At 70.6% G+C, this 21,285-nt stretch carries 17 protein-coding genes and 1 riboswitch; of the genes, 11 read left to right on the top strand and 6 right to left on the bottom strand.

Features of this window, described 5'->3' with window-relative positions; all coding sequences use genetic code 11:
• The first annotated feature begins 170 nt into the window (after positions 1-170).
• From QC283_RS32820 to QC283_RS32785, 8 genes are all read left to right on the top strand, one after another.
• Positions 171-1,400: a sensor histidine kinase gene (locus tag QC283_RS32820; RefSeq protein WP_279565397.1), complete on the top strand. Its 1,230-nt coding sequence runs from the start codon at positions 171-173 to the stop codon at positions 1,398-1,400.
• 171 nt (positions 1,401-1,571) lie between these two features.
• The gene (locus tag QC283_RS32815; RefSeq protein WP_279565396.1) at positions 1,572-2,939 is read left to right on the top strand and encodes a sensor histidine kinase; all 1,368 of its coding nucleotides are present in this window, start codon (positions 1,572-1,574) and stop codon (positions 2,937-2,939) included.
• A 387-nt stretch (positions 2,940-3,326) separates the two neighbouring features.
• The gene (locus QC283_RS32810) at positions 3,327-3,986 is read left to right on the top strand and encodes a response regulator transcription factor (protein WP_279565454.1); all 660 of its coding nucleotides are present in this window, start codon (positions 3,327-3,329) and stop codon (positions 3,984-3,986) included.
• A 316-nt stretch (positions 3,987-4,302) separates the two neighbouring features.
• Positions 4,303-6,231, top strand: a complete 1,929-nt coding sequence (locus QC283_RS32805; protein WP_279565395.1) for a 2-oxoacid:acceptor oxidoreductase subunit alpha — start codon at positions 4,303-4,305, stop codon at positions 6,229-6,231.
• The gene (locus QC283_RS32800; RefSeq protein WP_279565394.1) at positions 6,224-7,273 is read left to right on the top strand and encodes a 2-oxoacid:ferredoxin oxidoreductase subunit beta; all 1,050 of its coding nucleotides are present in this window, start codon (positions 6,224-6,226) and stop codon (positions 7,271-7,273) included. Before QC283_RS32805 ends, QC283_RS32800 begins: the two co-directional genes overlap by 8 nt.
• Positions 7,274-7,479: 206 nt before the next feature.
• A complete protein-coding gene (locus tag QC283_RS32795) occupies positions 7,480-8,334 on the top strand; it encodes an SDR family oxidoreductase (protein ID WP_279565393.1) in 855 nt (284 codons plus the stop codon).
• Positions 8,335-8,519: 185 nt separating this feature from the next.
• On the top strand, positions 8,520-9,614 hold the full coding sequence (gene rarD, locus QC283_RS32790) for an EamA family transporter RarD (RefSeq protein WP_279565453.1): 1,095 nt from the start codon (positions 8,520-8,522) through the stop codon (positions 9,612-9,614).
• 194 nt (positions 9,615-9,808) lie between these two features.
• Positions 9,809-10,837, top strand: a complete 1,029-nt coding sequence (locus QC283_RS32785) for a M28 family metallopeptidase (RefSeq protein ID WP_279565392.1) — start codon at positions 9,809-9,811, stop codon at positions 10,835-10,837.
• Positions 10,838-10,922: 85 nt separating this feature from the next.
• Here the strand turns inward: QC283_RS32785 and QC283_RS32780 are convergent, their stop codons facing one another.
• Entirely contained in the window at positions 10,923-12,185 is a 1,263-nt protein-coding gene (locus QC283_RS32780) for a tetratricopeptide repeat protein (protein ID WP_279565391.1), read from the bottom strand.
• 361 nt (positions 12,186-12,546) lie between these two features.
• Here QC283_RS32780 and QC283_RS32775 point away from each other — a divergent pair, with 361 nt between their 5' ends.
• A complete protein-coding gene (locus QC283_RS32775) occupies positions 12,547-13,149 on the top strand; it encodes a flavodoxin family protein (protein ID WP_279565390.1) in 603 nt (200 codons plus the stop codon).
• On the opposite strand, the gene QC283_RS32770 is transcribed toward QC283_RS32775, so the two are convergent.
• From QC283_RS32770 to QC283_RS32755, 4 genes are all read right to left on the bottom strand, one after another.
• Positions 13,139-14,050 carry an ABC transporter permease gene (locus QC283_RS32770; protein WP_279565389.1) on the bottom strand — a complete coding sequence of 304 codons (912 nt, stop codon included), beginning with the start codon at positions 14,048-14,050 and terminating at the stop codon, positions 13,139-13,141. The genes QC283_RS32775 and QC283_RS32770 overlap by 11 nt on opposite strands.
• The gene (locus tag QC283_RS32765) at positions 14,037-15,068 is read right to left on the bottom strand and encodes an ABC transporter ATP-binding protein (protein WP_279565388.1); all 1,032 of its coding nucleotides are present in this window, start codon (positions 15,066-15,068) and stop codon (positions 14,037-14,039) included. The genes QC283_RS32770 and QC283_RS32765 overlap by 14 nt, the downstream gene beginning before the upstream one ends.
• A 40-nt stretch (positions 15,069-15,108) precedes the next feature.
• Positions 15,109-16,359 (bottom strand): LolA family protein, encoded by a 1,251-nt coding sequence (locus QC283_RS32760; RefSeq protein WP_279565387.1) that lies wholly within the window; start codon positions 16,357-16,359, stop codon positions 15,109-15,111.
• A gap of 236 nt (positions 16,360-16,595) precedes the next feature.
• Positions 16,596-17,606 (bottom strand): polyprenyl synthetase family protein, encoded by a 1,011-nt coding sequence (locus QC283_RS32755; RefSeq protein WP_279565386.1) that lies wholly within the window; start codon positions 17,604-17,606, stop codon positions 16,596-16,598.
• Positions 17,607-18,399: 793 nt separating this feature from the next.
• Positions 18,400-18,569, top strand: a riboswitch (cyclic di-AMP (ydaO/yuaA leader).
• A 5-nt stretch (positions 18,570-18,574) separates the two neighbouring features.
• Between QC283_RS32755 and QC283_RS32750 the strand changes: the two genes are divergently transcribed.
• Positions 18,575-19,075 carry a transglycosylase SLT domain-containing protein gene (locus QC283_RS32750; protein WP_279565385.1) on the top strand — a complete coding sequence of 167 codons (501 nt, stop codon included), beginning with the start codon at positions 18,575-18,577 and terminating at the stop codon, positions 19,073-19,075.
• A gap of 48 nt (positions 19,076-19,123) precedes the next feature.
• Here the strand turns inward: QC283_RS32750 and QC283_RS32745 are convergent, their stop codons facing one another.
• The gene (locus QC283_RS32745; protein WP_279565384.1) at positions 19,124-19,933 is read right to left on the bottom strand and encodes an HAD family hydrolase; all 810 of its coding nucleotides are present in this window, start codon (positions 19,931-19,933) and stop codon (positions 19,124-19,126) included.
• Between the two features lie 275 nt (positions 19,934-20,208).
• Here QC283_RS32745 and QC283_RS32740 point away from each other — a divergent pair, with 275 nt between their 5' ends.
• Positions 20,209-21,270, top strand: a complete 1,062-nt coding sequence (locus tag QC283_RS32740) for a GNAT family N-acetyltransferase (RefSeq protein ID WP_279565383.1) — start codon at positions 20,209-20,211, stop codon at positions 21,268-21,270.
• Positions 21,271-21,285: the final 15 nt, after the last annotated feature.

Raw genomic sequence — 21,285 nt, 5'->3', positions numbered from 1 at the left:
CTGTCCTGAACGCTGCTGTTCGACGATCTGTACGCACGGGAGTCTAGGGCCTGATAAAGAGACGGTAAGCAGCCCGTCGCACCTTGATACGCGGGGGTGGGGTTTTCCTCAGTGCATCCCGGCGGTCCACCTCATGGCGCGGCGCCGCGCCACACGGCACGCTGACTCGTATGACCGAACGCCTCTCGACATCGAGCCCCGCCGGGATCACCGGCGCAGCGACCGGCGACCGCCTGCCGCCGGCCCGTCTCGCATACGACCGGCACACCTGGAAGGAGGTCGCCCACCTGCTGGCGAACTTCCCGGCGTCGCTGATCGGATTCACCTACGTCGTGACGATGCTGGCCGTGGGCGTCGGGTTGACGGTCACGGTGATCGGGCTCCCGCTGCTGGCGGCCGGACTGCTGGGCGCGCGGCAACTGGGCAAGTTGGAGCGGGCCCGGGCCCGGGCACTGCTCGGAGTGCGGGTGGACGAGCCGAGCCGGCTGCCGTGGCGGAGCGGGGACGGGTTCTTCGCACAGCTGTGGATGTCGTTGAAGGACCCGGTGGGCTGGCGCACCGTCCTCTACGACTTCATACGGCTCCCGTGGGGCATCCTCACCTTCGTCATCACGTTGACGTCGCTGTTCGTTCTGTGGCCGGTGCTGCCGTTCATCGCGCGGGGCCTGGCGAACGCCGACCGGGCGATGGTGCGCGGGCTGCTGTCCCCGTCCGACGAGCTGGAGCGGCGGATCGCCGAGCTGGAGTCGGACCGGGGGGTCGTCGTGGACACGGCGGCGGCCGACCTGAGGCGCATCGAGCGCGATCTGCACGACGGGGCACAGGCCCGCCTGGTCAACCTGGCCATGGGACTGGGTCTGGCCAAGGAGAAGCTCCTGGAGGACCCGGACGCGGCGGCTGCCATGGTCGACGAGGCGCACGGCGAGGTGAAGCTGGCCCTTCAGGAGCTGCGGGACCTGGCGCGCGGCATCCATCCCGCCGTCCTGACCGACCGGGGCCTGGACGCGGCACTCTCCTCGGTCGCCTCCCGCTGCACCGTGCCGGTCAAGGTGACCGTCGACCTGGCGGAGCGTCCCGCGGCGGCCATCGAGGGCATCGCCTACTTCACCGTCTCGGAACTGCTCCAGAACATCAGCAAGCACAGCGGGGCGAAGTCCGCCTCCGTCGAGGTCTGGCGGTCGTCCGACCGACTGCTCATACAGGTGGGGGACGACGGCCGCGGGGGCGCGCGTCTCGACGGCGGTACCGGGATGAAGGGCCTCGCCGACCGGCTGACCGCCGTCGACGGTCTCTTCGTCGTCGACTCGCCGGAAGGCGGCCCGACAGCGGTCACGGCCGAGCTGCCGTGGCGCGACCGCGAGAACGCCGAGAAGGCCTCTCGCGCGTCCGCCACGAGGTGACGGACACAGCCCCGCCCCACCGCTGCCCCGCCCCTGCCCCACCCCTGTCTCCCGGGGGTGGGGAAAACCCCCCTTCCGAGACGCCGACGAGCTCCATGGCCCGTGGGTGTGCGGTCGAGGAGGGTGGAGTTACGAGAGCACAGCCGTACGACGAGGAGAAGGACGGCACCGATGGCCACGGAATACGGACAGAGTTACGGGTTCGGGAGCGGGCCCGGCTTCCCCGAGGACGCCGGTGCGCGTCGCCACCGGCTGCCGGCAGGGCTGCGGGCCCCTTTCGAGGCACGCAGCTGGCGGGAGTTCGGCTACGTGCTGCTGAGCCTGCCGATGGGCATCCTGCTCTTCACGTACGCCATCACGATGACGGCGCTCGGAGCGGGCCTGCTGGTGACCTTCCTGGGCGTGCCGGTGCTGGCCGCCGCACTCGCCGGGTGCCGCGGCCTCGGCGCGGTGGAAAGGGCACGGGCCCGCGTGCTGCTGGGTCTCAAGGTGTCCGACCCGGAGCCGCTGCGGCTGAAGAAGCGGGGCGCGATGGGCTGGACAGGAGCCGTGCTGAAGAGCGGCGCCTCCTGGCGGAGCCTGCTGTACGCGGTGCTGCAGTTCCCGTGGTCGGTCTTCTCGTTCGTCGTCGCTGTGAGCGTCTGGGCGTTCGGCTGGGCGATGCTGACGTACCCGGTGTGGTTCTGGGTCTTCCCGATGTACGCCGGCCAGGACGGACTCCAGCTGTACGGCGACCAGACGCACCGGGTCTACCTGGACAACCCTTTCGAGATCACCGTGACCGCGCTGGTCGGACTGCTGTTCGCGCTGGCGACGCCCTGGATCGTCCGGGCGCTGACGACGGTGGACCGGTTGATGGTGCACGGGCTGCTCGGACCGTCGCGACTGGCGACGCGGGTGGTGGAGCTGGAGTCGGACCGGGGGGTCGTGGTGGACACGGCGGCAGCTGACCTGCGGCGCATCGAACGCGACCTGCACGACGGAGCCCAGGCCCGCCTGGTCAACCTGGCCATGGACCTGGGCCTTGCCAAGGAGAAGCTCCGGGAGGACCCGCGTGCGGCGGCGGTGATGGTGGACGAGGCACACGGCGAGGTGAAGACGGCCCTCCAGGAACTGCGGGACCTGGCCCGGGGCATCCATCCGGCCGTCCTGACCGACCGTGGCCTGGACGCGGCACTGTCGGCGGTCGCCTCGCGCTGTGCCGTGCCGGTGCGGGTCGAGGTCGACCTGACGGAGCGACCGGTGTCGGCGATCGAGGGGATCGCGTACTTCACGGTGTCGGAGTTGCTGCAGAACATCAGCAAGCACGCGCGGGCCACGTCGGCCGCCGTGGAGGTCTGGCGGGTGGAGAACCGGCTGATGCTCCAAGTCGTGGACAACGGCGTGGGCGGGGCGGCCGTGTCCGCCGGGTCGGGACTGGCGGGACTGGCGGAGCGGCTCGACGCGGTGGACGGGATTCTCGTGGTGGACTCGCCGGCCGGCGGACCGACGCGGGTGACGGCGGAGCTGCCGTGGCGGAGCGAGTCGGTGGCCCGGTGAGGCACCGCGTCCCCCGCCGCTGAGGCCCGCTTCCTGAAGCCGCCGCTCAGGCCCTCCACCGAAGCCGCCGCACAGACCGCCACCGAAGCCGCCACTCAGACCGCCACCGAAGCCCACCGCCGAAGCCGCCGCTGAAAGCCCCCGCGAGGCCTCCGCGCCGCACCCACCTTGCCCGGGCGCGGCGGCATGATCGGAAACCGGCCACTGAGCAGCCGGACCCGGACTGGCGCACCGGTCTTCCCGTCGTCTTCCCGCTGCACGAGCCCATCCGGCCTCCGATGGTGGAATGCTGGACCTGTCGCACGGACGGTCCGTGAACGCGGCGTGGGCCGCGCGGACCGCGAGGTGTGGGCGGGCTGTGGGGGGCCGAAGATCGTGGAGGACAGGGTGCGGGTGGTCATCGCCGAGGATTCAGTGCTGCTCAGGGAAGGGTTGACCCGGTTGTTGACCGACCGCGGGCACGAGGTCGTCGCCGGTGTCGGTGACGGCGGGGCACTGATCAAGACCATCACCGAGCTGGACGCGCAGGGCGAGCTGCCGGACGTCGTGGTGGCGGACGTACGGATGCCGCCGACACACACCGACGAGGGCGTGCGCGCCTCGGTGCAGCTGCGCAAGGCACACCCCGGCCTCGGCGTACTGGTGCTGTCCCAGTACGTGGAGGAGCGCTACGCCACGGAACTGCTGGCGGGCTCCAGTCGTGGCGTCGGGTACCTGCTCAAGGACCGGGTGGCCGAGGTGCGGGAGTTCGTGGACGCGGTGGTTCGCGTGGCCCAGGGCGGTACGGCCCTGGACCCGGAGGTGGTCGCGCAGTTGCTCGGGCGCAGCCGCAAGCAGGACGTCCTCGCGGGGCTGACACCCCGTGAGCGGGAGGTTCTGGGGCTCATGGCCGAGGGCCGGACGAACTCGGCGATCGCCCGGCAACTCGTCGTGAGCGACGGGGCCGTCGAGAAGCACGTCAGCAACATCTTCATGAAGCTGGGGCTGTCCCCGAGCGACGGCGATCACCGGCGGGTGCTCGCCGTACTCACGTATCTCAATTCCTGATCTCAGCGGTCCACCCCTCACAACGGCTGTCGGGCCGGGCGGCCCGGCCAGACCCGTCCGAACGCAAGAGAGACCGAAGCACGGAGCACGGAGCACGGAGCACGGAGCACGGAGCACGAACAGGGTGCGTCTTCACGAACCACACGAGTGCCGGGGGGCGGAAAACCGTGGAATGCCAGTGCGGCGGGCCATCGCCGAGTCGTGTCCATCATGCGAATGTCCACCGGAAGTCAACCCATGCGGACGTAGGGTTGATCCCGGGACGGTCGGTGGGAGATCAGTCCCCTGACAGCCGCCTCGAGGGAGGTCCAGTTCAGTGACCAGCCAGGTCAGCAGCCCAGCGGAGCAAGCCGACGGATCCGTCGTAGCAGAGCAGCGTAAACCGGGCGGGACGAAGGACGTCCGCCGGCTGGACCGGGTGATCATCCGGTTCGCGGGGGACTCGGGCGACGGTATGCAGCTTACCGGGGACCGTTTCACCTCGGAGACCGCGTCGTTCGGCAATGACCTGTCGACGCTGCCGAACTTCCCGGCCGAGATCCGGGCACCCGCCGGCACCCTGCCGGGTGTCTCGTCCTTCCAGCTGCACTTCGCCGACCACGACATCCTCACCCCCGGTGACGCGCCGAACGTGCTGGTCGCGATGAACCCGGCCGCGTTGAGGGCGAACATCGACGACCTGCCGCGCGGCGCGGAGATCATCGTCAACACCGACGAGTTCACCAAGCGCGCGATGCAGAAGGTCGGCTACGACACCTCGCCGCTGGAGGACGGTTCTCTCGACGGTTATCACCTGCATCCGGTGCCGTTGACCACCCTGACCGTCGAGGCCCTCAAGGAGTTCGACCTCACCCGCAAGGAGGCCGAGCGCAGCAAGAACATGTTCGCGCTCGGGCTGCTGAGCTGGATGTACCACCGGCCCACCGAGGGCACGGAGAAGTTCCTGCGGGCCAAGTTCGCGAAGAAGCCCGACATCGCGGCGGCGAACATCGCGGCGTACCGGGCGGGCTGGAACTTCGGTGAGACCACGGAGGACTTCGCGGTCTCCTACGAGGTGGCTCCGGCGGCCAAGGCGTTCCCGCCGGGTACCTACCGCAACATCTCCGGGAACCTGGCGCTGGCCTACGGACTGATCGCCGCATCCCGCCAGGCCGACCTGCCGCTCTTCCTCGGCTCCTACCCCATCACCCCGGCCTCCGACATCCTGCACGAACTGTCGAAGCACAAGAACTTCGGTGTACGGAGCTTCCAGGCCGAGGACGAGATCGCCGGGATCGGCGCGGCGCTGGGCGCGGCGTTCGGCGGTTCGCTCGCCGTCACCACGACCAGCGGCCCCGGTGTGGCCCTGAAGTCCGAGACGATCGGGCTGGCGGTGTCGCTGGAGCTGCCGCTGCTGGTCGTGGACATCCAGCGCGGCGGGCCGTCGACCGGCCTGCCGACCAAGACGGAGCAGGCGGATCTGCTGCAGGCGATGTACGGGCGCAACGGCGAGGCACCGGTCCCGGTCGTCGCGCCGCGCACCCCGGCGGACTGCTTCGACGCGGCGCTGGAGGCGGCACGGATCGCGCTGACGTACCGCACGCCGGTCTTCCTGCTCTCCGACGGGTATCTGGCCAACGGCAGCGAGCCGTGGCGGATCCCGGAGACCGACGAGCTGCCGGATCTCGCGGTGCGGTTCGCGCAGGGACCGAACCACACCCTGGCCGACGGCGCCGAGGTGTTCTGGCCCTACAAGCGCGACCCGCACACCCTCGCCCGCCCCTGGGCGGTGCCGGGCACCCCCGGTCTGGAGCACCGGATCGGCGGTATCGAGAAGCAGGACGGCACCGGGAACATCTCCTACGACCCGGCCAACCACGACTTCATGGTCCGCACCCGCCAGGCCAAGATCGACGGCATCGACGTCCCCGACGTCGAGGTCGACGACCCGGACGGCGCGCGGACCCTGGTCCTGGGCTGGGGTTCGACGTACGGGCCGATCACGGCCGCCGTGCGCCGGCTGCGCGGTGCCGGCGAGGCCGTCGCGCAGGCCCACCTGCGCCACCTCAACCCCTTCCCGCACAACCTCGGCACGGTGCTGAAGAGGTACGACAAGGTGGTGATCCCCGAGATGAACCTCGGCCAGCTCGCCACCCTGATCCGGGCGAAGTACCTCATCGACGCCCAGTCGTACAACCAGGTCAACGGCATGCCGTTCAAGGCGGAACAACTCGCCACGGTCCTGAAGGAGGCCATCGATGGCTGAGGCACTGAAGCTGGTCCCGAGGGCCGAGGGCAAGCAGTCCATGAAGGACTTCAAGTCCGACCAGGAAGTGCGCTGGTGCCCCGGCTGCGGCGACTACGCCGTCCTTGCCGCCGTGCAGGGCTTCATGCCCCAGCTCGGTCTGGCCAGGGAGAACATCGTCTTCGTCTCCGGCATCGGCTGCTCCTCCCGCTTCCCGTACTACATGAACACCTACGGGATGCACTCCATCCACGGCCGCGCCCCCGCCATCGCCACCGGTCTGGCCACCTCCCGCCGCGACCTGTCCGTCTGGGTCGTCACCGGCGACGGCGACGCCCTCTCCATCGGCGGCAACCACCTCATCCACGCCCTGCGCCGCAACGTCAACCTCAAGATCCTCCTCTTCAACAACCGGATCTACGGCCTGACCAAGGGCCAGTACTCCCCCACCTCCGAAGTCGGCAAGATCACCAAGTCGACCCCGATGGGATCACTGGACGCACCCTTCAACCCCGTCTCCCTCGCCATCGGCGCGGAGGCCTCCTTCGTCGCCCGGACCGTCGACTCGGACCGCAAGCACCTCACCGAGGTCCTGCGCCAGGCCGCCGAGCACCCGGGCACGGCCCTGGTCGAGATCTACCAGAACTGCAACATCTTCAACGACGGCGCCTTCGACGCCCTCAAGGACAAGCAGCGGGCCGAGGAAGCCGTCATCCGCCTCGAACACGGACAGCCGATCCGCTTCGGCACCGACGGCACGAAGGGCGTCGTACGGGACCCGGCCACCGGCGACCTCAAGGTCGTCACCGTCACCGCGGACAACGAAGCCGACATCCTGGTCCACGACGCGCACGCCGCGTCCCCGACCACCGCCTTCGCCCTCTCCCGGCTCGCCGATCCCGACACGCTGCACCACACCCCCATCGGCGTCCTGCGCTCCGTCGACCGGCCCGTCTACGACACCCTCATGACCGACCAGCTCGACACCGCCATCGAAAGAGACGGCAAGGGCGACCTCGCCGCACTGCTGACCGGCGGCGACACCTGGACCGTCGTCGGCTGAGACCGGCGGAGGTTCGCACCTTGGAAGAGCCCGGGCGGATACGCCCGGGCTCTTTTCTGTCTTCCCTCGGCCTCGGGCTCCGGAGATGCCTCAGACGCTCACACTTACGCGCACGTACGTACCTTACTTTGAAGTGGGCACTTCCCTTCAGTTAGCGCATCTTTTACGGTTAGTGGCACACGCCGCCCACAAGGAGTACTGAAGTCATGAGCATCGTCGTCACCGGAGCAACCGGACACCTCGGCCGTCACGTCGTGCGGCAACTGCTGGAGAAGGTGCCGGCCGACCAGGTCACCGCGGTCGTCCGCGACCGCGACAAGGCCGCCGACCTCGCCTCCCGTGGCGTACGGCTCGCGGTCGCCGACTACAACGCGCCCGAGACCTTCGACAACCTGTTCACGGCCGGCGACCGGGTGCTGCTGATCTCCGGGAACGAGTTCGACAAGGGCCGCGTCCAGCAGCACACGGTCGTGATCGACGCGGCCAGGAATGCCGGTGTCGCCCTGCTCGCCTACACCAGTGCCCCCAGCAGCCTCACGGCCGCGCTCGCCGACGATCACCGCGCCACCGAGGAGGTGCTGGTCGGCTCGGGCGTGCCGTACGTGCTGCTGCGCAACGGCTGGTACCACGAGAACTACACCGAGCAGCTCGCCCCGGTCCTGGAGCACGGCGCCGTCGTCCAGGCGGCCGGCGAGGGCCGGCTCTCCTCCGCCTCCCGCGCCGACTACGCGGCCGCCGCCGTCGCCGTACTGACCGGCGAGGGTCACGAGAACAAGTCGTACGAGCTGGGCGGCGACGAGGCCTGGGACTTCGCGGAGTACGCGGCCGAGCTGAGCCGGCGGACCGGCAAGGAGATCGTCTACAGCCCCGTCTCCACCGAGGCCTACACCGGCGTCCTCGCCGGAGCCGGGCTGCCCGGGCCGCTGGCCGCCGTCCTCGCGGGCGTGGACGCCGCCATCGAGAAGGACGAACTGGTCGTCTCCACCGGTGACCTGTCCCGGCTGACCGGCCGCCCGACCACACCCCTCGCCGAGGCCATCACCGCCGCCCTCCAGAACTGACCCCATCACTCGGTACTGACCCCATCACTCAGGACTGACTTCCATCGCATCCGCCCCGCCCGTCATGACCTCCGTACCTGTCATGACCGTATGCCGATACGGGCATGACAGGCGGGCGGATGCGGCGCTACCTTCGTCCTGGCATGCATCCGTCCCCGCATGCCGTACGCGAGAAGGAGGTGCCCGTGGCCGGGTCGTCGAGGAGTGAGCAGCGAATAGGCCTGGTGAACGGCTTCGCGGCGTACGGGATGTGGGGCCTCGTCCCGCTGTTCTGGCCGCTGCTCAAGCCCGCCGGGGCCGGCGAGATCCTCGCCCACCGGATGGTGTGGTCCCTGGCCTTCGTCGCGGTCGCCCTGCTCTTCGTACGGCGCTGGGCCTGGGCGGGTGAGCTGCTGCGACAGCCGCGCAAGCTCGCCCTGGTCACCGTGGCCGCCGCGGTCATCACCGTCAACTGGGGCGTCTACATCTGGGCCGTCAACAGCGGCCATGTCGTCGAGGCCTCGCTCGGGTACTTCATCAACCCGCTGGTCACCATCGCGATGGGCGTGCTGCTGCTGAAGGAGCGGCTGCGCCCCGCGCAGTGGGCGGCGGTCGGGACCGGATTCGCGGCCGTTCTCGTCCTCACCATCGGCTACGGCCAGCCGCCGTGGATCTCCCTCTGCCTCGCCTTCTCCTTCGCCACGTACGGCCTGGTGAAGAAGAAGGTCAACCTCGGCGGTGTCGAGTCGCTGACCGCCGAGACGGCGATCCAGTTCCTGCCCGCGCTCGGCTATCTGCTGTGGCTCGGTGCTCAGGGCGACTCCACCTTCACCACCGAGGGCGCGGGCCACGCGGCTCTGCTCGCCGCGACCGGCGTGGTCACCGCGATCCCCCTGGTCTGCTTCGGCGCGGCGGCGATCCGCGTGCCGCTGTCCACGCTGGGGCTGTTGCAGTACCTGGCTCCGGTCTTCCAGTTCCTGCTCGGCGTCTTCTACTTCGGCGAGGCCATGCCGCCCGAGCGCTGGGCCGGTTTCGCCCTGGTCTGGCTGGCGCTCACGCTGCTCACCTGGGACGCCCTGCGCACCGCCCACCGGACCGCCCGGACGCTCAGGGCCCAGCTGGACCGGACGGGCGGCGGCGTACCGCCCGTCAAGGAGAGCGCCGCGCGGGAGCCGGGGGCCATGGCCTCCGGTGTGCCGGAAGGAGAGCGGCACCGGGCGGGGGCGGCGGCCGCCGTTCCAGCGCGTACTGGAGGCCAGGACCGGCAGGAACCGGGTTCCCCGCGACGCGCACTCGACTGAGGGGCGGCGCGAGAAGGGGGACGCCCGGCCGGCGGGGAGCGGGACCGGGACCGGAACCAGAGGTTTCCGATATGCGTAACGTCGTGGCCGAATAGCGGCCTTGACGCAGGGTCAGTCCCGGCCTCACCATCCAGGCACCCATTCACTGTGGAGCCCCCTCCCCAGGGACTCCCTAGGAATCCGGAGCCCCCCACATGAAGCTCCCCCTTTCCGGGCGTGCGCTGACGGCCGGCGCCGTCGCGGCCGCCACGCTGATGGCCGGCGGATCCGTGGCAGGCGCGGCGCCCGCTTCCGGGCACCCCGCGTCCACCTACGCCGCCGAGCCCGCACCCGCCGACGCCTCCGAGGCCGCGTCCGCGTACGCCTCCGAGGCCGCGGCCGTCGCCGCCGCGCCCGACATACCGATAGCCAACGTCAAGGCCCACCTGACGCGGCTGCAGTCGATCGCCACGGCGAACGGCGGCAACCGCGCCCACGGCCGCCCCGGCTACCAGGCCTCGCTCAACTACGTGAAGGCGGAGCTGGACGCGGCCGGATTCACCACCACGGTCCAGCGGTTCACCGCCTCCGGGCGTACCGGCTACAACCTGATAGCCGACTGGCCCGGCGGCGACGCCGATCAGGTTGTCATGGCCGGGTCACATCTGGACAGCGTCTCCTCCGGCCCCGGCATCAACGACAACGGCTCCGGCTCGGCGGCCGTTCTGGAGACCGCGCTCGCCGTGGCCCGGTCCGGCCACCAGCCCGCCAAGCACCTGCGTTTCGCCTGGTGGGGTGCGGAGGAGCTGGGACTCGTCGGATCCCGCTACTACGTCAACAGTCTCGGCTCCGCGAACCGCGCGAAGATCAGCGGCTACCTGAACTTCGACATGATCGGCTCGCCGAACCCCGGCTACTTCGTCTACGACGACGATCCCACGATCGAGAGGACCTTCCAGGACTACTTCACCGGCCTCGGCATCTCCACGGAGATCGAGACCCAGGGCGACGGCCGCTCCGACCACGCGCCCTTCAAGAACGCGGGCGTCCCCGTCGGCGGCCTCTTCAGCGGCGCCGACTACCGGAAGACGTCCGCGCAGGCGGCCAAGTGGGGCGGAACAGCGGGCCAGCCGTTCGACCGCTGCTACCACTCGTCCTGCGACACGACCGCCAACATCAACGACACCGCCCTGAACCGCAACAGCGACGCCATCGCGTACGCGATGTGGGAACTGTCGCGGTAGGGCGCGGCGCCCCCTGCGCACGTAGAAGTGGCCTGGCCGACGGAGCGGCCCGGTCGGCGAGTGCCCGGTCCGCGGAGTGTCCCGGTCAGCCTGCCTGGGCGCGGACGCGGTCGGTGAGGCGGCCCATGCGGGTGCGAGCGGACTCGAGCTCCTCGGCCTCCTCCGCGGCCGGGCCCTCCTCGGCGGCGAGTTCGTCCCAGAGACCGACCAGCTCGTGCCCCAGCTCCAGGCCCCGCGCGGGGTCGCGTACGGCGCGCCAGGCGGTGGCCGCGCTCCGCACGTTGCCGTACGCGGCCTCCGCGTCGCCCGCGTGGCGGTGTATCCGGGCCAGGTCCAGGGAGAGACGGAAGGCTCGGTCCGGCTCGCCCGACAGGTACGCGATGTACGCGGTGAGTTCGCGGAGCCGGAGCACCTCCGGGTGCTCCGGTCCCAGCGATTGCGAGGCTTCCGTCACGGTCTCTTCGGCGAGCTGCGACGCGACCGCCGTACGCCCCTCCTTGACGGCCTCGTTGATCCGGGCCGTGGGCTCCGCGAGGAGCGAGGGGGCGGTGGCGTCGCCGGGTGCGGTGAGCGGTTCGTCCCCGAGCACGGCCTCGGCCACCGCGTCGAAGCCGCGGGCGGGGGTGGGGGTGGGCTCCGGGCCGGGGTCGGCGCCGTGGGCGAGGCCGGGGCCCAGGTCCACAACCGCCGCAGCCCCGGGCTCGGTGACCCGGCCGGGCGTGGGCCGCGGTCCCGCGCCTTCGGAGGTACCGGTCGCGGGAGCACCGTCCATCCGGGGCGGCGGTCCGAACTCTCCCGTCGGCGGCGCCACCGTACCGGGCACCGCCGCTCCCCCGGCCGGCTCCGGCAGGGCCCGCAGCGTGAACGTCGGTACGGATTCACCGGCCGGCACCCGCTGCGACTCGGACACCGCCGGCAGAGGGAACGCCGGTGCGCCGTCCCGCGCAGGCTCCACCGGCTCCACCGGCCGCAGGACGTACGTGGGCTGGTCCCTTCGTACGGCCGGTCGTACGGCCGGCTCCCCGGAAGCCGTCGGCACCGGTTCCGCGGCGAGATGGCTGGAGCCGTCCGGGTCGACCCGAAGCGGGACGGAGTACCCGACGCGCTCGTCGTGGATCGTGGCGAGGACGGGATGACCGGCTGCGAGGGCGAGGCGGTGAAGGCGGTTCAGGACGGCGTTCTGGATCTCCTCGCCGGGGGCCGCGACGATCAGTGAACCGTCGACCGAAGCGCTGCGTGCGCCGGAACCGGCCTCCGGCACACGGACGTCGATCGGCGTCGCCGCAGGGGCGGGCGAGCGCTCGGCGCCCTCGCGGTCCCGCTGCTTGTCGCGGCCGAGTCGAGACATCGTTCCCCCACTCATCGGCGGCTTCCGTCGGCGGATTCGGTTCCCAGCCGTCCAGAGCCTGTCATGCCTGTCGTACACCTACTGTCGAGTCTCTCCGCTCGCTCGCCAATCTCACGTCACCGGGGTGTCACAGGCTCGTTCCAGGAGGTCACGCGACCATCGGCGGACCCGTGCGGCGCGTTGCCCGTCGCCTCTCCGCCCCCTTGCGCCCGGACGGAACCGGCCAGAGCCCCCTCGGAGACCGACTCGCTGTTCCGCTCCTCCGGTGGGCGTACCGGGAAAACCCTGGAAGAAGTTATATGCGCATGCATAGAATGCACGTGCTGGGTATTCGTGCATGCCGACGACTCCGGGAGACCTCATGACCCGCCGTTTCCTCTTCCTGCTGGGCAGCAGCCGTCCCGACGGCAACACCGAGCTGCTCGCCCGCCGCGCCGCCGAACAACTGCCCACGCACGTCGAGCAGCGGTGGATCGACCTCGCCGAGCATCCGTTGCCCGAGTTCGGGGATCTGCGGCACGACAGCGACCACACACGCCCCACGGAGGGCAACGCGGGCCTTCTGCTCGACGCCACCCTCGACGCCACGGACATCGTGATCGCCTCGCCGCTGTACTGGTACTCGCTGTCCGCGCCGGTCAAGCGCTATCTCGACCACTGGTCCGGCTGGCTGCGCACCCCGGGCCTCGACTTCAAGGCGACCCTGGCCGGCCGCACCCTGTGGGGCGTCACCGCGCTCGCGCACCGGGAGCAGGAGGTCGCCGACCCGCTGATCGGCACCCTGAACAACTCGGCGGCCTACATGGGGATGCGCTTCGGCGGGGTGCTGCTCGGCAACGGCAGCAGGCCCGGCGACGTCCTGACGGACACCGAGGCGCTGGCTCGCGCCAAGACCTTCTTCGCGCAGGAGGCGCCGCTCGCCCGCTTCCCGTACGAGCGGGCGGGGACCGCGCCTACGAGGTGATGTCCTTGGCCGTGAACCGCGCCCAGGCCGCCGAGCCGAACACAGCGGCGTACAGGACCTGGAGGCCGAGGTTCTTCGTCAGGTCGTCCCAGTAGACCGGTTCGCGCATCAGGTCGGCGAAGGACAGCCAGTAGTGCGAGAAGAAGTACGGCTGGAGCGCGTCGAGCTGCGGGATCTGGTCGAGGATCTGGACGGTGATCAGCAGCCCGACCGTGGTCGCCATCGCGGCGATGCCGCTGCCCACCAGGGTGGAGACGAACAGGCCGAGGGCCGCGACGCCGACGAGTGAGGCGGCCACGGCCAGGGCGATCAGCAGAGCGCGCCCCAGGCCCTCGGCGAAGGAGATCCGGGTGCCGGAGATGGTGGTCAGGTCACCGACCGGGAACAGCAGCGCTCCGACCGCCAGCGCCGAGACCGCGACCACCAGGGTGGCGGCGAGACAGAAGGCGATCACCGTGGCGTACTTGGCGAGCAGTAGCCGGGTGCGGCCGGCCGGGGCGACCAGGAGATAGCGGAGCGTGCCCGCGCTCGCCTCACCCGCGATGGCGTCGCCCGCGATGACCCCGATGGCCATCGGCAGGAAGAACGGGAGGGTCGCGGCGAGCGCGGTGAAGACCAGGAACAGGCCGTTGTTGCTGATCTGCGAGATGAACGCCGGTCCCCCGCCGCCTCCTCCTCCGCCACCTCCGCCGCCGAACGACGCGCCGTCGCTCGTCTCGATCTTCACGGCGATTCCCACCAGGACCGGAACGGCGGCCAGCACCCCCAGCAGGGCGAGGGTGCGCCAGCGCCGGAAGGTGATCAGCAGTTCGCTGCGGAGCAGTCCGAGGGACCACAGCGGGCTCGACGCACTCGTCGCACTCGACGCACTCGACGCACTCGGCTGATCAGCCCGCGACATCGAAGCCCTCCCCGGTCAGCGCCACGAACGCGTCCTCCAGGGAGGCCCGGTCCACCGCGAAGCCGCGGACGCGGACGCCGGCCGCCACCAGGGCGGCGTTCAGGTCGGCGAGGTCGCGGTCGGGTGGCTCCGCCGTCACCCGGTCCTCGGCGACGACCACGTCCCCGGCCCCCTGTTCCTTGAGCACCCGCGCGGCCTCCCCCGTGTCCGGCGTGGTCACCACCAGCCGGCCGCGTGCCCCGGCCGCCAGGTCGGCGACCGCGCCCTGGGTGATCAGCCGCCCTCGGGCCATCACGGCGGCGTGCGTACAGACCTGCTCGATCTCGTCCAGCAGGTGGGAGGAGAGGAAGACGGTGGTGCCGTCGGAGGCCAGTTCGCGCACGAGCGCGCGGATCTCGCGCATGCCCTGGGGGTCGAGCCCGTTGGTCGGTTCGTCCAGGACCAGCAGGCTGCGCGGCTGGAGCAGCGCCGCGGCCAGCCCGAGGCGCTGCTTCATGCCGAGCGAGTACGCCTTCGCCTTCTTGCCCGCGGCGGCCGCGAGGCCCACCCGGTCCAGCGCCGCCGCGACGCGCTCGCGCCGGGTGCGTGGGTCGGCGGTCGGGTCCGCGGCGTCGTAGCGCAGCAGGTTGTCCTGCCCGGAGAGGAAGCCGTACAGGGCCGGGCCCTCGATGAGGGCGCCGACCCGGGGCAGTACGGTGCGGGCCGCGCGCGGCATGGGCCGGCCCAGGACCCGGGCGGTGCCCGAGGTGGGTTCGATCAGGCCCATCAGCATGCGGATGGTGGTGGTCTTGCCGGAGCCGTTGGGGCCGAGGAAGCCGAAGACGCTGCCCGCCGGGACGGTCAGGTCCAGACCGTCGACGGCGAGCTGTCCGCCGCGGAAGCGCTTGGTGAGCGCGCGGGTGGCGATGACGGCGTCGACCGCTCCGCTCCCCTGGCCCGGGATCAGCGGGTCCGGACTCTCCGGGTCCCGGTTCTCCCGGTCCGCGCCTCCCGTTTCCGTGGCGGACGCTTCGGCCATCGGCTCCCTCTCCTCATCGTCGTACGGGACGAGAACGCGCCTACTTCGCCGCGTCGGCCGCCTTCACCAGCGCGTCCTTGGTGACCGCACCGGCGTAGACCTTGCCGTCATCCGTGATCAGGGCGTTGACCAGGCGGGTGTTGAACACGGTGCCGGAGCCGAAGTCGCCCTTGACCTGGTCGCCGAAGGAGCCGAGGAAGCCGCCGAGGTCCCCACCCGCGGAGGCCGTGGGCAGGCCGCCCTGACCGCCGGTGTCGAAGGTGGCGATCGAGTTCCAGCCCTCGCCGATGACCTTCAGGCCGTCCGTCTCCCTCAGGCCGTCCTTCTCCTTCAGACCGTCCAGTTCCTTGGCGAGATCGCCCTCGGCCTTCCGCCCGTGCTCCGGCGCCTTGGCCAACTCGTCACCCTCGGTGACCTTCGCACCCTTCGGCGGGGTGAAGTCGAACGTCGACGCGTCCGGCTTCGCGAAGCTGACCTTGGTGAAGCCCGCGTCCACGACGGCGGCGCCGCCGCTCGCCGGGGTCAGCGTGAACTTCAGCGGCGTGCCGGTCTTGGCGTCCACCGCGACGGTGACGGCACCGACGGTCGAACCGGACTGCTTGGGCTTGATCACCAGTCGGTAGGCGTCCCGGCCGGCCACCTGCGCGGTGCCGTCGACAGTCACGGACGTGGTGTCGTCGACCGCCTTGAGGGCCTGGTCGGCGAAGTCCTTCGGGGTGGCCGGCACCTCCTTCTCCGGCTGCTCGGCGCTGCCGGACACGGTGGAGTGGTAGACCTCGTTGGACTCGCTGTCGTAGCCCCAGACGTCCTTGCCGTCGTGGATCAGGCTGTACTCGGCGGCGTTCTCCAGCACCGACAGCTTCTGCCGGTCGGGGCCGTCGGCGGCGACCCGGAGCGTGTGGGTGCCGGTGACCAGTTCGGTGAGCTTGGCCGACGGGTCGGCGGCGGAGCCGTCCTCGTCCCCGCCCGAACCCGGGCCGCCGGACATTCCCGACATCAGGCCGCTCTCCAGGCCGCCGAGGTCCGGCAGGCCCAGGTCCGTTGTGATCTTGACCGTGCCGGACAGCTGCTGCACGTCCGACTTGGCGATCTTATCGATGAGTTGCTCCGCCGTGACCTTCGGAAGGTCGGGGTCCCCGGAGTCGGCGAGCGCCGGGACGAGGCCGATCGTCGCGGCCGCCACTCCCATCACCGCGACCGGGACGACGTACCGCGCGGCCCTGCGCCGCCCCGCCGGCAGATCCTCGTCCGTCCTGGCGGTCATGTTGTCGTCGGAATCGATCGGTGCCATGTGTGCCCTACCTCCGTCGTCGGCGGCGGCTGTCTCGCGACCTCGCACTCGTTCACCCGTGAGCCGCCATTCTCACCCGAATCGGTGAGGATTGGTGTTTTCCGTGGTGTCCATCTGACCAAATCCGCCAAGTGGAATCGTCAGACCGCGGGCTCAACTCCGCCTACTCCTACGGGATGACACGGAGGGGTCGTGACTCCCCCGGCCCGTAGGGTGCCACGTACGCGTCCGGCCGCTCAACCGGCCCTGTGCACCACCGCGTCGCACAGCTCCACCAGCGCGGCCTTCGCCTCGCACTCCCTGAGCGGAACGAGCGCCGCCCGGGCCTCCTCGGCGTACCGGACGGTGTCCCGCCGCGCCTGCTCCAGCGCGGGGTGGTCGCGCAGCAGCCGCAGCGCCTCCGCGTGCCGCGCGTCGTCACTCAGGTCGGTGTCCAGCAGCTCGCACAGGGCGATGTCCTCGGCGAGTCCCAGCCGGGCCGCCCGCTCACGCAGCCGCAGCACCGGGAGGGTCGGGATGCCCTCGCGCAGGTCGGTCCCGGGCGTCTTCCCCGACTCGTGGGAGTCGGAGGCGATGTCCAGGACGTCGTCCGCGAGCTGGAAGGCGACGCCGAGCCGCTCGCCGTACTGGGTCAGCACGTCCACGACCGTCTCGTCGGCGCCGGACATCATCGCGCCGAACCGGCAGGCGACCGCCACCAGCGATCCCGTCTTGCCGCCCAGCACGTCCAGGTAGTGGTCGACCGGGTCCCGTCCGTCCTGCGGTCCCGCCGTCTCCAGGATCTGACCGGTGACCAGCCGCTCGAACGCCAGGGCCTGCACGCGCACCGCCTCGGGTCCGAGGTCGGCGAGGATCTGGGAGGCGCGGGCGAACAGGAAGTCGCCGGTGAGGACCGCGACCGAGTTGCCCCAGCGGGTGTTGGCGCTGGCCACGCCACGCCGCACGGCGGCCTCGTCCATCACGTCGTCGTGGTAGAGGGTGGCGAGGTGGGTCAGCTCCACGACTACGGCCGAGGGCACGATCCCGGGGGCGTAGGGGTCGCCGAACTGGGCCGAGAGCATCACCAGGAGTGGCCGGAACCGTTTGCCACCGGCCCGCACCAGATGCTGGGCGGCCTCCGTGATGAACGGCACCTCGCTTTTGGTTGCCTCAAGCAACCCTTCCTCGACAGCGACCAATCCGGTCTGGACATCGGCTTCCAGAGCCTGGTCCCGCACGCTCAGCCCGAACGGCCCGACGACGGTCACGAGGGGTCTCCTGTCTGCTGGTGTCTACTGGCGATTACCTGGTTTGTCGATAGGTCGCTGCCACCACTCAAGTCAGCGTATCCGGTCACCTTTCGATCACCGTTAGCGCCCACCGCTACAGGCCGGTCTGTATCGGATCATGCACGGTATGTTTTTGATCAGGTGATATGAGCAGATTTTGATCGACATCGCCAGGGCCAGAACCCGCCACCGAAGATCACACCACCCCTCCCAACGGGTCGCACTCCGAATACGTCACCCACTCGCCTCACTCCACCCCCACCCCGAACAGATGCCCGCACAGCGCGCGGAAACACCGACCCGGGGGGCAGGACGCGAGGTGAGGCGCGAGGTGAGGCGCGAGGTGGATCGCAGAGCCGGACACGGCCCGGGCACGGACTCGGATACGACCCCGGACGCAGACCTGGACACAGCCCCGGACACGGGGCACGCGCGGCGACGGCCCGCCCAGTCATCCGTCGACACTCGAAGCCATCCCCACCCACAGCCGATTGACTCCCAGTTGGCCCTAATGCCCGATTTGCCGCTCTTATCGAAGCCCGTGAGTTGGCTCACTCCACCCCACCCGTAGGCAACCCCGCCGCCGACTGCGCCCTCCCTTTGCGCCGCACGCCAGTTGAGGCTTGGCGACCGCAAAGGATCAAGCGCCACAAACACCCCAGACCAAGGTCAACAGGCGCGTTGGGTGATTCCTGCACTTGTTTCGGACATGTGCTCTCGCATACGTTCCCGGCCTGTCGGGTGGACGCCGAATCCTGCCACCACCCGGACGCACAGTCATCCGCCAACAAACTCGCAGGCAGGAGCGGGGGACCCAGGTAAGTCGCCGCGCCCGGTCACCACCGGAGCGGCTTGGGGTGAAGCCGGTGCCCGTCAGGGCCCGGCCGGGCACCTCCCCGCCCGAACCCGACAGCTCACCTCGCAGGCGTAAGGAGAGGGACTCAAGCATGTCTGCCAACGGTCAGAACCGTCACGCCCGAACCACCCGCCTCGCCCGCAAGCTCGCCGTCGCCGGCACCGGCGCCGCGGTGCTCGCCCTGCCGCTCATCGGCGCGACCAGCGCCTCCGCCGCCACTCCGGCCACCGCCCCGGCCGCAGCCACCGCCGCCACCGCGGCGACGACGTACCCGGACAACCTCGACGGCTGGATCCGCGAGTCGCTCGACATCATGGAGCAGCACGGCATCCCCGGGACGTACGAGGGCATCCACCGCAACATCATGCGGGAGTCGTCGGGCAACCCGCTCGCCATCAACAACTGGGACATCAACGCCATCAACGGCACCCCGTCCAAGGGGCTGCTCCAGGTGATCGCCCCGACCTTCCAGGCGTACCACGTGCCCGGCACCTCCTGGGACCCGTACGACCCGGTCGCCAACATCACCGCCGCCTGCAACTACGCGGCCGACCGGTACGGCTCGATGGACAACGTCTTCAGCGCGTACTGAGCCGTACGGCTCAGTACGTACCGGCCGATGTGTACCGGCTGAGCCGTACTAAGAGGCTCCGAAGACCCGCTCGAGGACGACGGCCACGCCGTCGTCCTCGTTCGTCGTGGTGACCTCGTCGGCCACCGCCTTGAGTTCGGGGTGGGCGTCGGCCATGGCGACGCCGTGCGCCGCCCAGTCGAACATGGGGATGTCGTTGGGCATGTCCCCGAAGGCGATCGTCCGCCGTCGGCTCAGCCCCAGGCGCTCGGCGGCCAACGCCAGGCCGGTCGCCTTGGTGATGCCGCACGGCTGGAGCTCCACCGTCCCCGGCCCCGACATCGTGACCGTCGCGAGGGAACCGACCACCGCGCGCGCCGTCGACGCCAACTCGTCGTCGGACAGCTCGGGGTGGCGCAGCAGGACCTTGCTGATCGGTGTGCTCCACAGCTCGTCGCGCCGCTCGACCCGTACCGCGGGCAGCGTCGGGTGGGGCATCAGGTACCCCGGCTCGATGAGCGTGAGGCCGTCGACGCCGTCCTGGTCGACCGCGGCGTACACCTGCCCCACCTCGGCCTCGATCTTGCCGAGCGCGGTCTCGGCCAGTTCCCGGTCCAGGGTGACCGACCACAGCATCCGGTGCGCACCGGCGTCGTACACCTGCGCGCCCTGCCCGCACACCGCGAGCCCCGTGCAGCCCAGGCGGTCGAGCAGGGGCCGTACCCGGGGCACCGGGCGCCCCGTCACCACGAGATGCCGCGCACCGGCCTCACCCACCCGCGCCAGCGCGGCCAGCGACCGGTCGGAGACGGTGTCGTCGCCACGGAGCAGCGTGCCGTCGAGGTCGGTGGCGACGAGTGAGTACGCGGTGCGGTCCATGATCAGAGAATACGGACACCGCACCTGTCCGACTCACCCGCGACCGCTTCCGAACGAGGACGCGCGAGGACGGCACAACTGCGCACGAGTACGGCACGAGTACGCACGAGCGTGTCCGAAACCTGGCACATCATCGGCTAAAGCCGGTTAAAGGCCTGTGCACCGTTTGGCAACAACATGGTCCGCTACCTACCGGCCGGGGCGCCCCGGAGGTACCTTCCTGTTGTCCAGGGGGACTTGATCGGGGGGTCGGGTTGAACAGCGGACGTGTGCGCGTGCTCAGGCCGGAGGAACTGGGCGAGGGGGAACGGGAGCACTGGCGCGAGCTGCGCGCCAAGTCGACGGCACCACGCAATCCGTTCATGGAACCGGAGTTCACCGACGTCGTGGGCCGGGTACGGCCGCGGGCGCGGGTGGCGGTGGTGTACGACGGCGGGGAAGCGGCCGGATTCCTGCCGCACGAGCACGGACCACTGGGCCAGGGCCGGGCGATCGGCCTCGGGGTGTCGGACTGCCAGGGCGCGGTACTGCGCCAGGACCTCGCCCCGGACACCCGCGAACTGCTGCGTGCCTGCTCCCTGTCGTGCTTCGCCTTCGACAACCTGGAGGCGGAGCAGACGCTGTTCGTACCGCACGCCGCCGAGGAGCACACCACCTACGTCATCGACGTGGAGAAGGGGTACGAGGCGTACGAGAACGAGCTGCGCGACCGGTCGCCGAAGTTCCTGAAGACCACCCTCGCCAAGGAGCGCAGGCTCGGCCGCCAGGTCGGTGACGTGCGTTTCGTGTTCGACGAGCGTGATCCGGCCGCGCTGCGCACGCTCATGGAGTGGAAGTCGGCGCAGTACCGCAGGACGGGGCGCCGGGACCGGTTCGCACAGGAGTGGATCAGCCGGCTCGTGGCACGGCTCGCCGAGACCCGGGCGCCCGAGTGCACCGGCACCCTCTCCGTGCTCTACGCCGACGGCCGGCCGGTCGCCGCCCACTTCGGACTGCGCTCCGCGACTGTCCTGGCCTGCTGGTTCCCGGCGTACGACCCGGACTTCGCCAAGTACTCGCCGGGGTTGGTGCTGCATCTGCGGATGGCCGAGGCCGCCGCCGCCGTCGGCATCGGCATGCTCGACATGGGGCGGGGCCCGGCGGAGTACAAGGACTCGCTGAAGACGGGCGAACTGCCCGTGTACGAGGGGGCGGCGACGCGTGTGGGGGCGGGCGCCGCGCTGCACTGGCTCGGCCGCGAACCGGCCCGCCGCGCGCACGGCTTCGTGCGCGACCGGCCACGGCTGGCGTCGCTGGCGGTACGGACGTTGAGGGGCGCGGCCCGGCTTCGCCGGTGATGACGGAGGGCAACC

The sequence above is a fragment of the Streptomyces sp. DH41 genome, assembly GCF_029813785.1.
GTDB lineage: Bacteria > Actinomycetota > Actinomycetes > Streptomycetales > Streptomycetaceae > Streptomyces.
The sequence above is the reverse complement of the archived record's forward strand: the minus strand, read 5'-3'. Positions and strand labels throughout refer to the sequence as shown.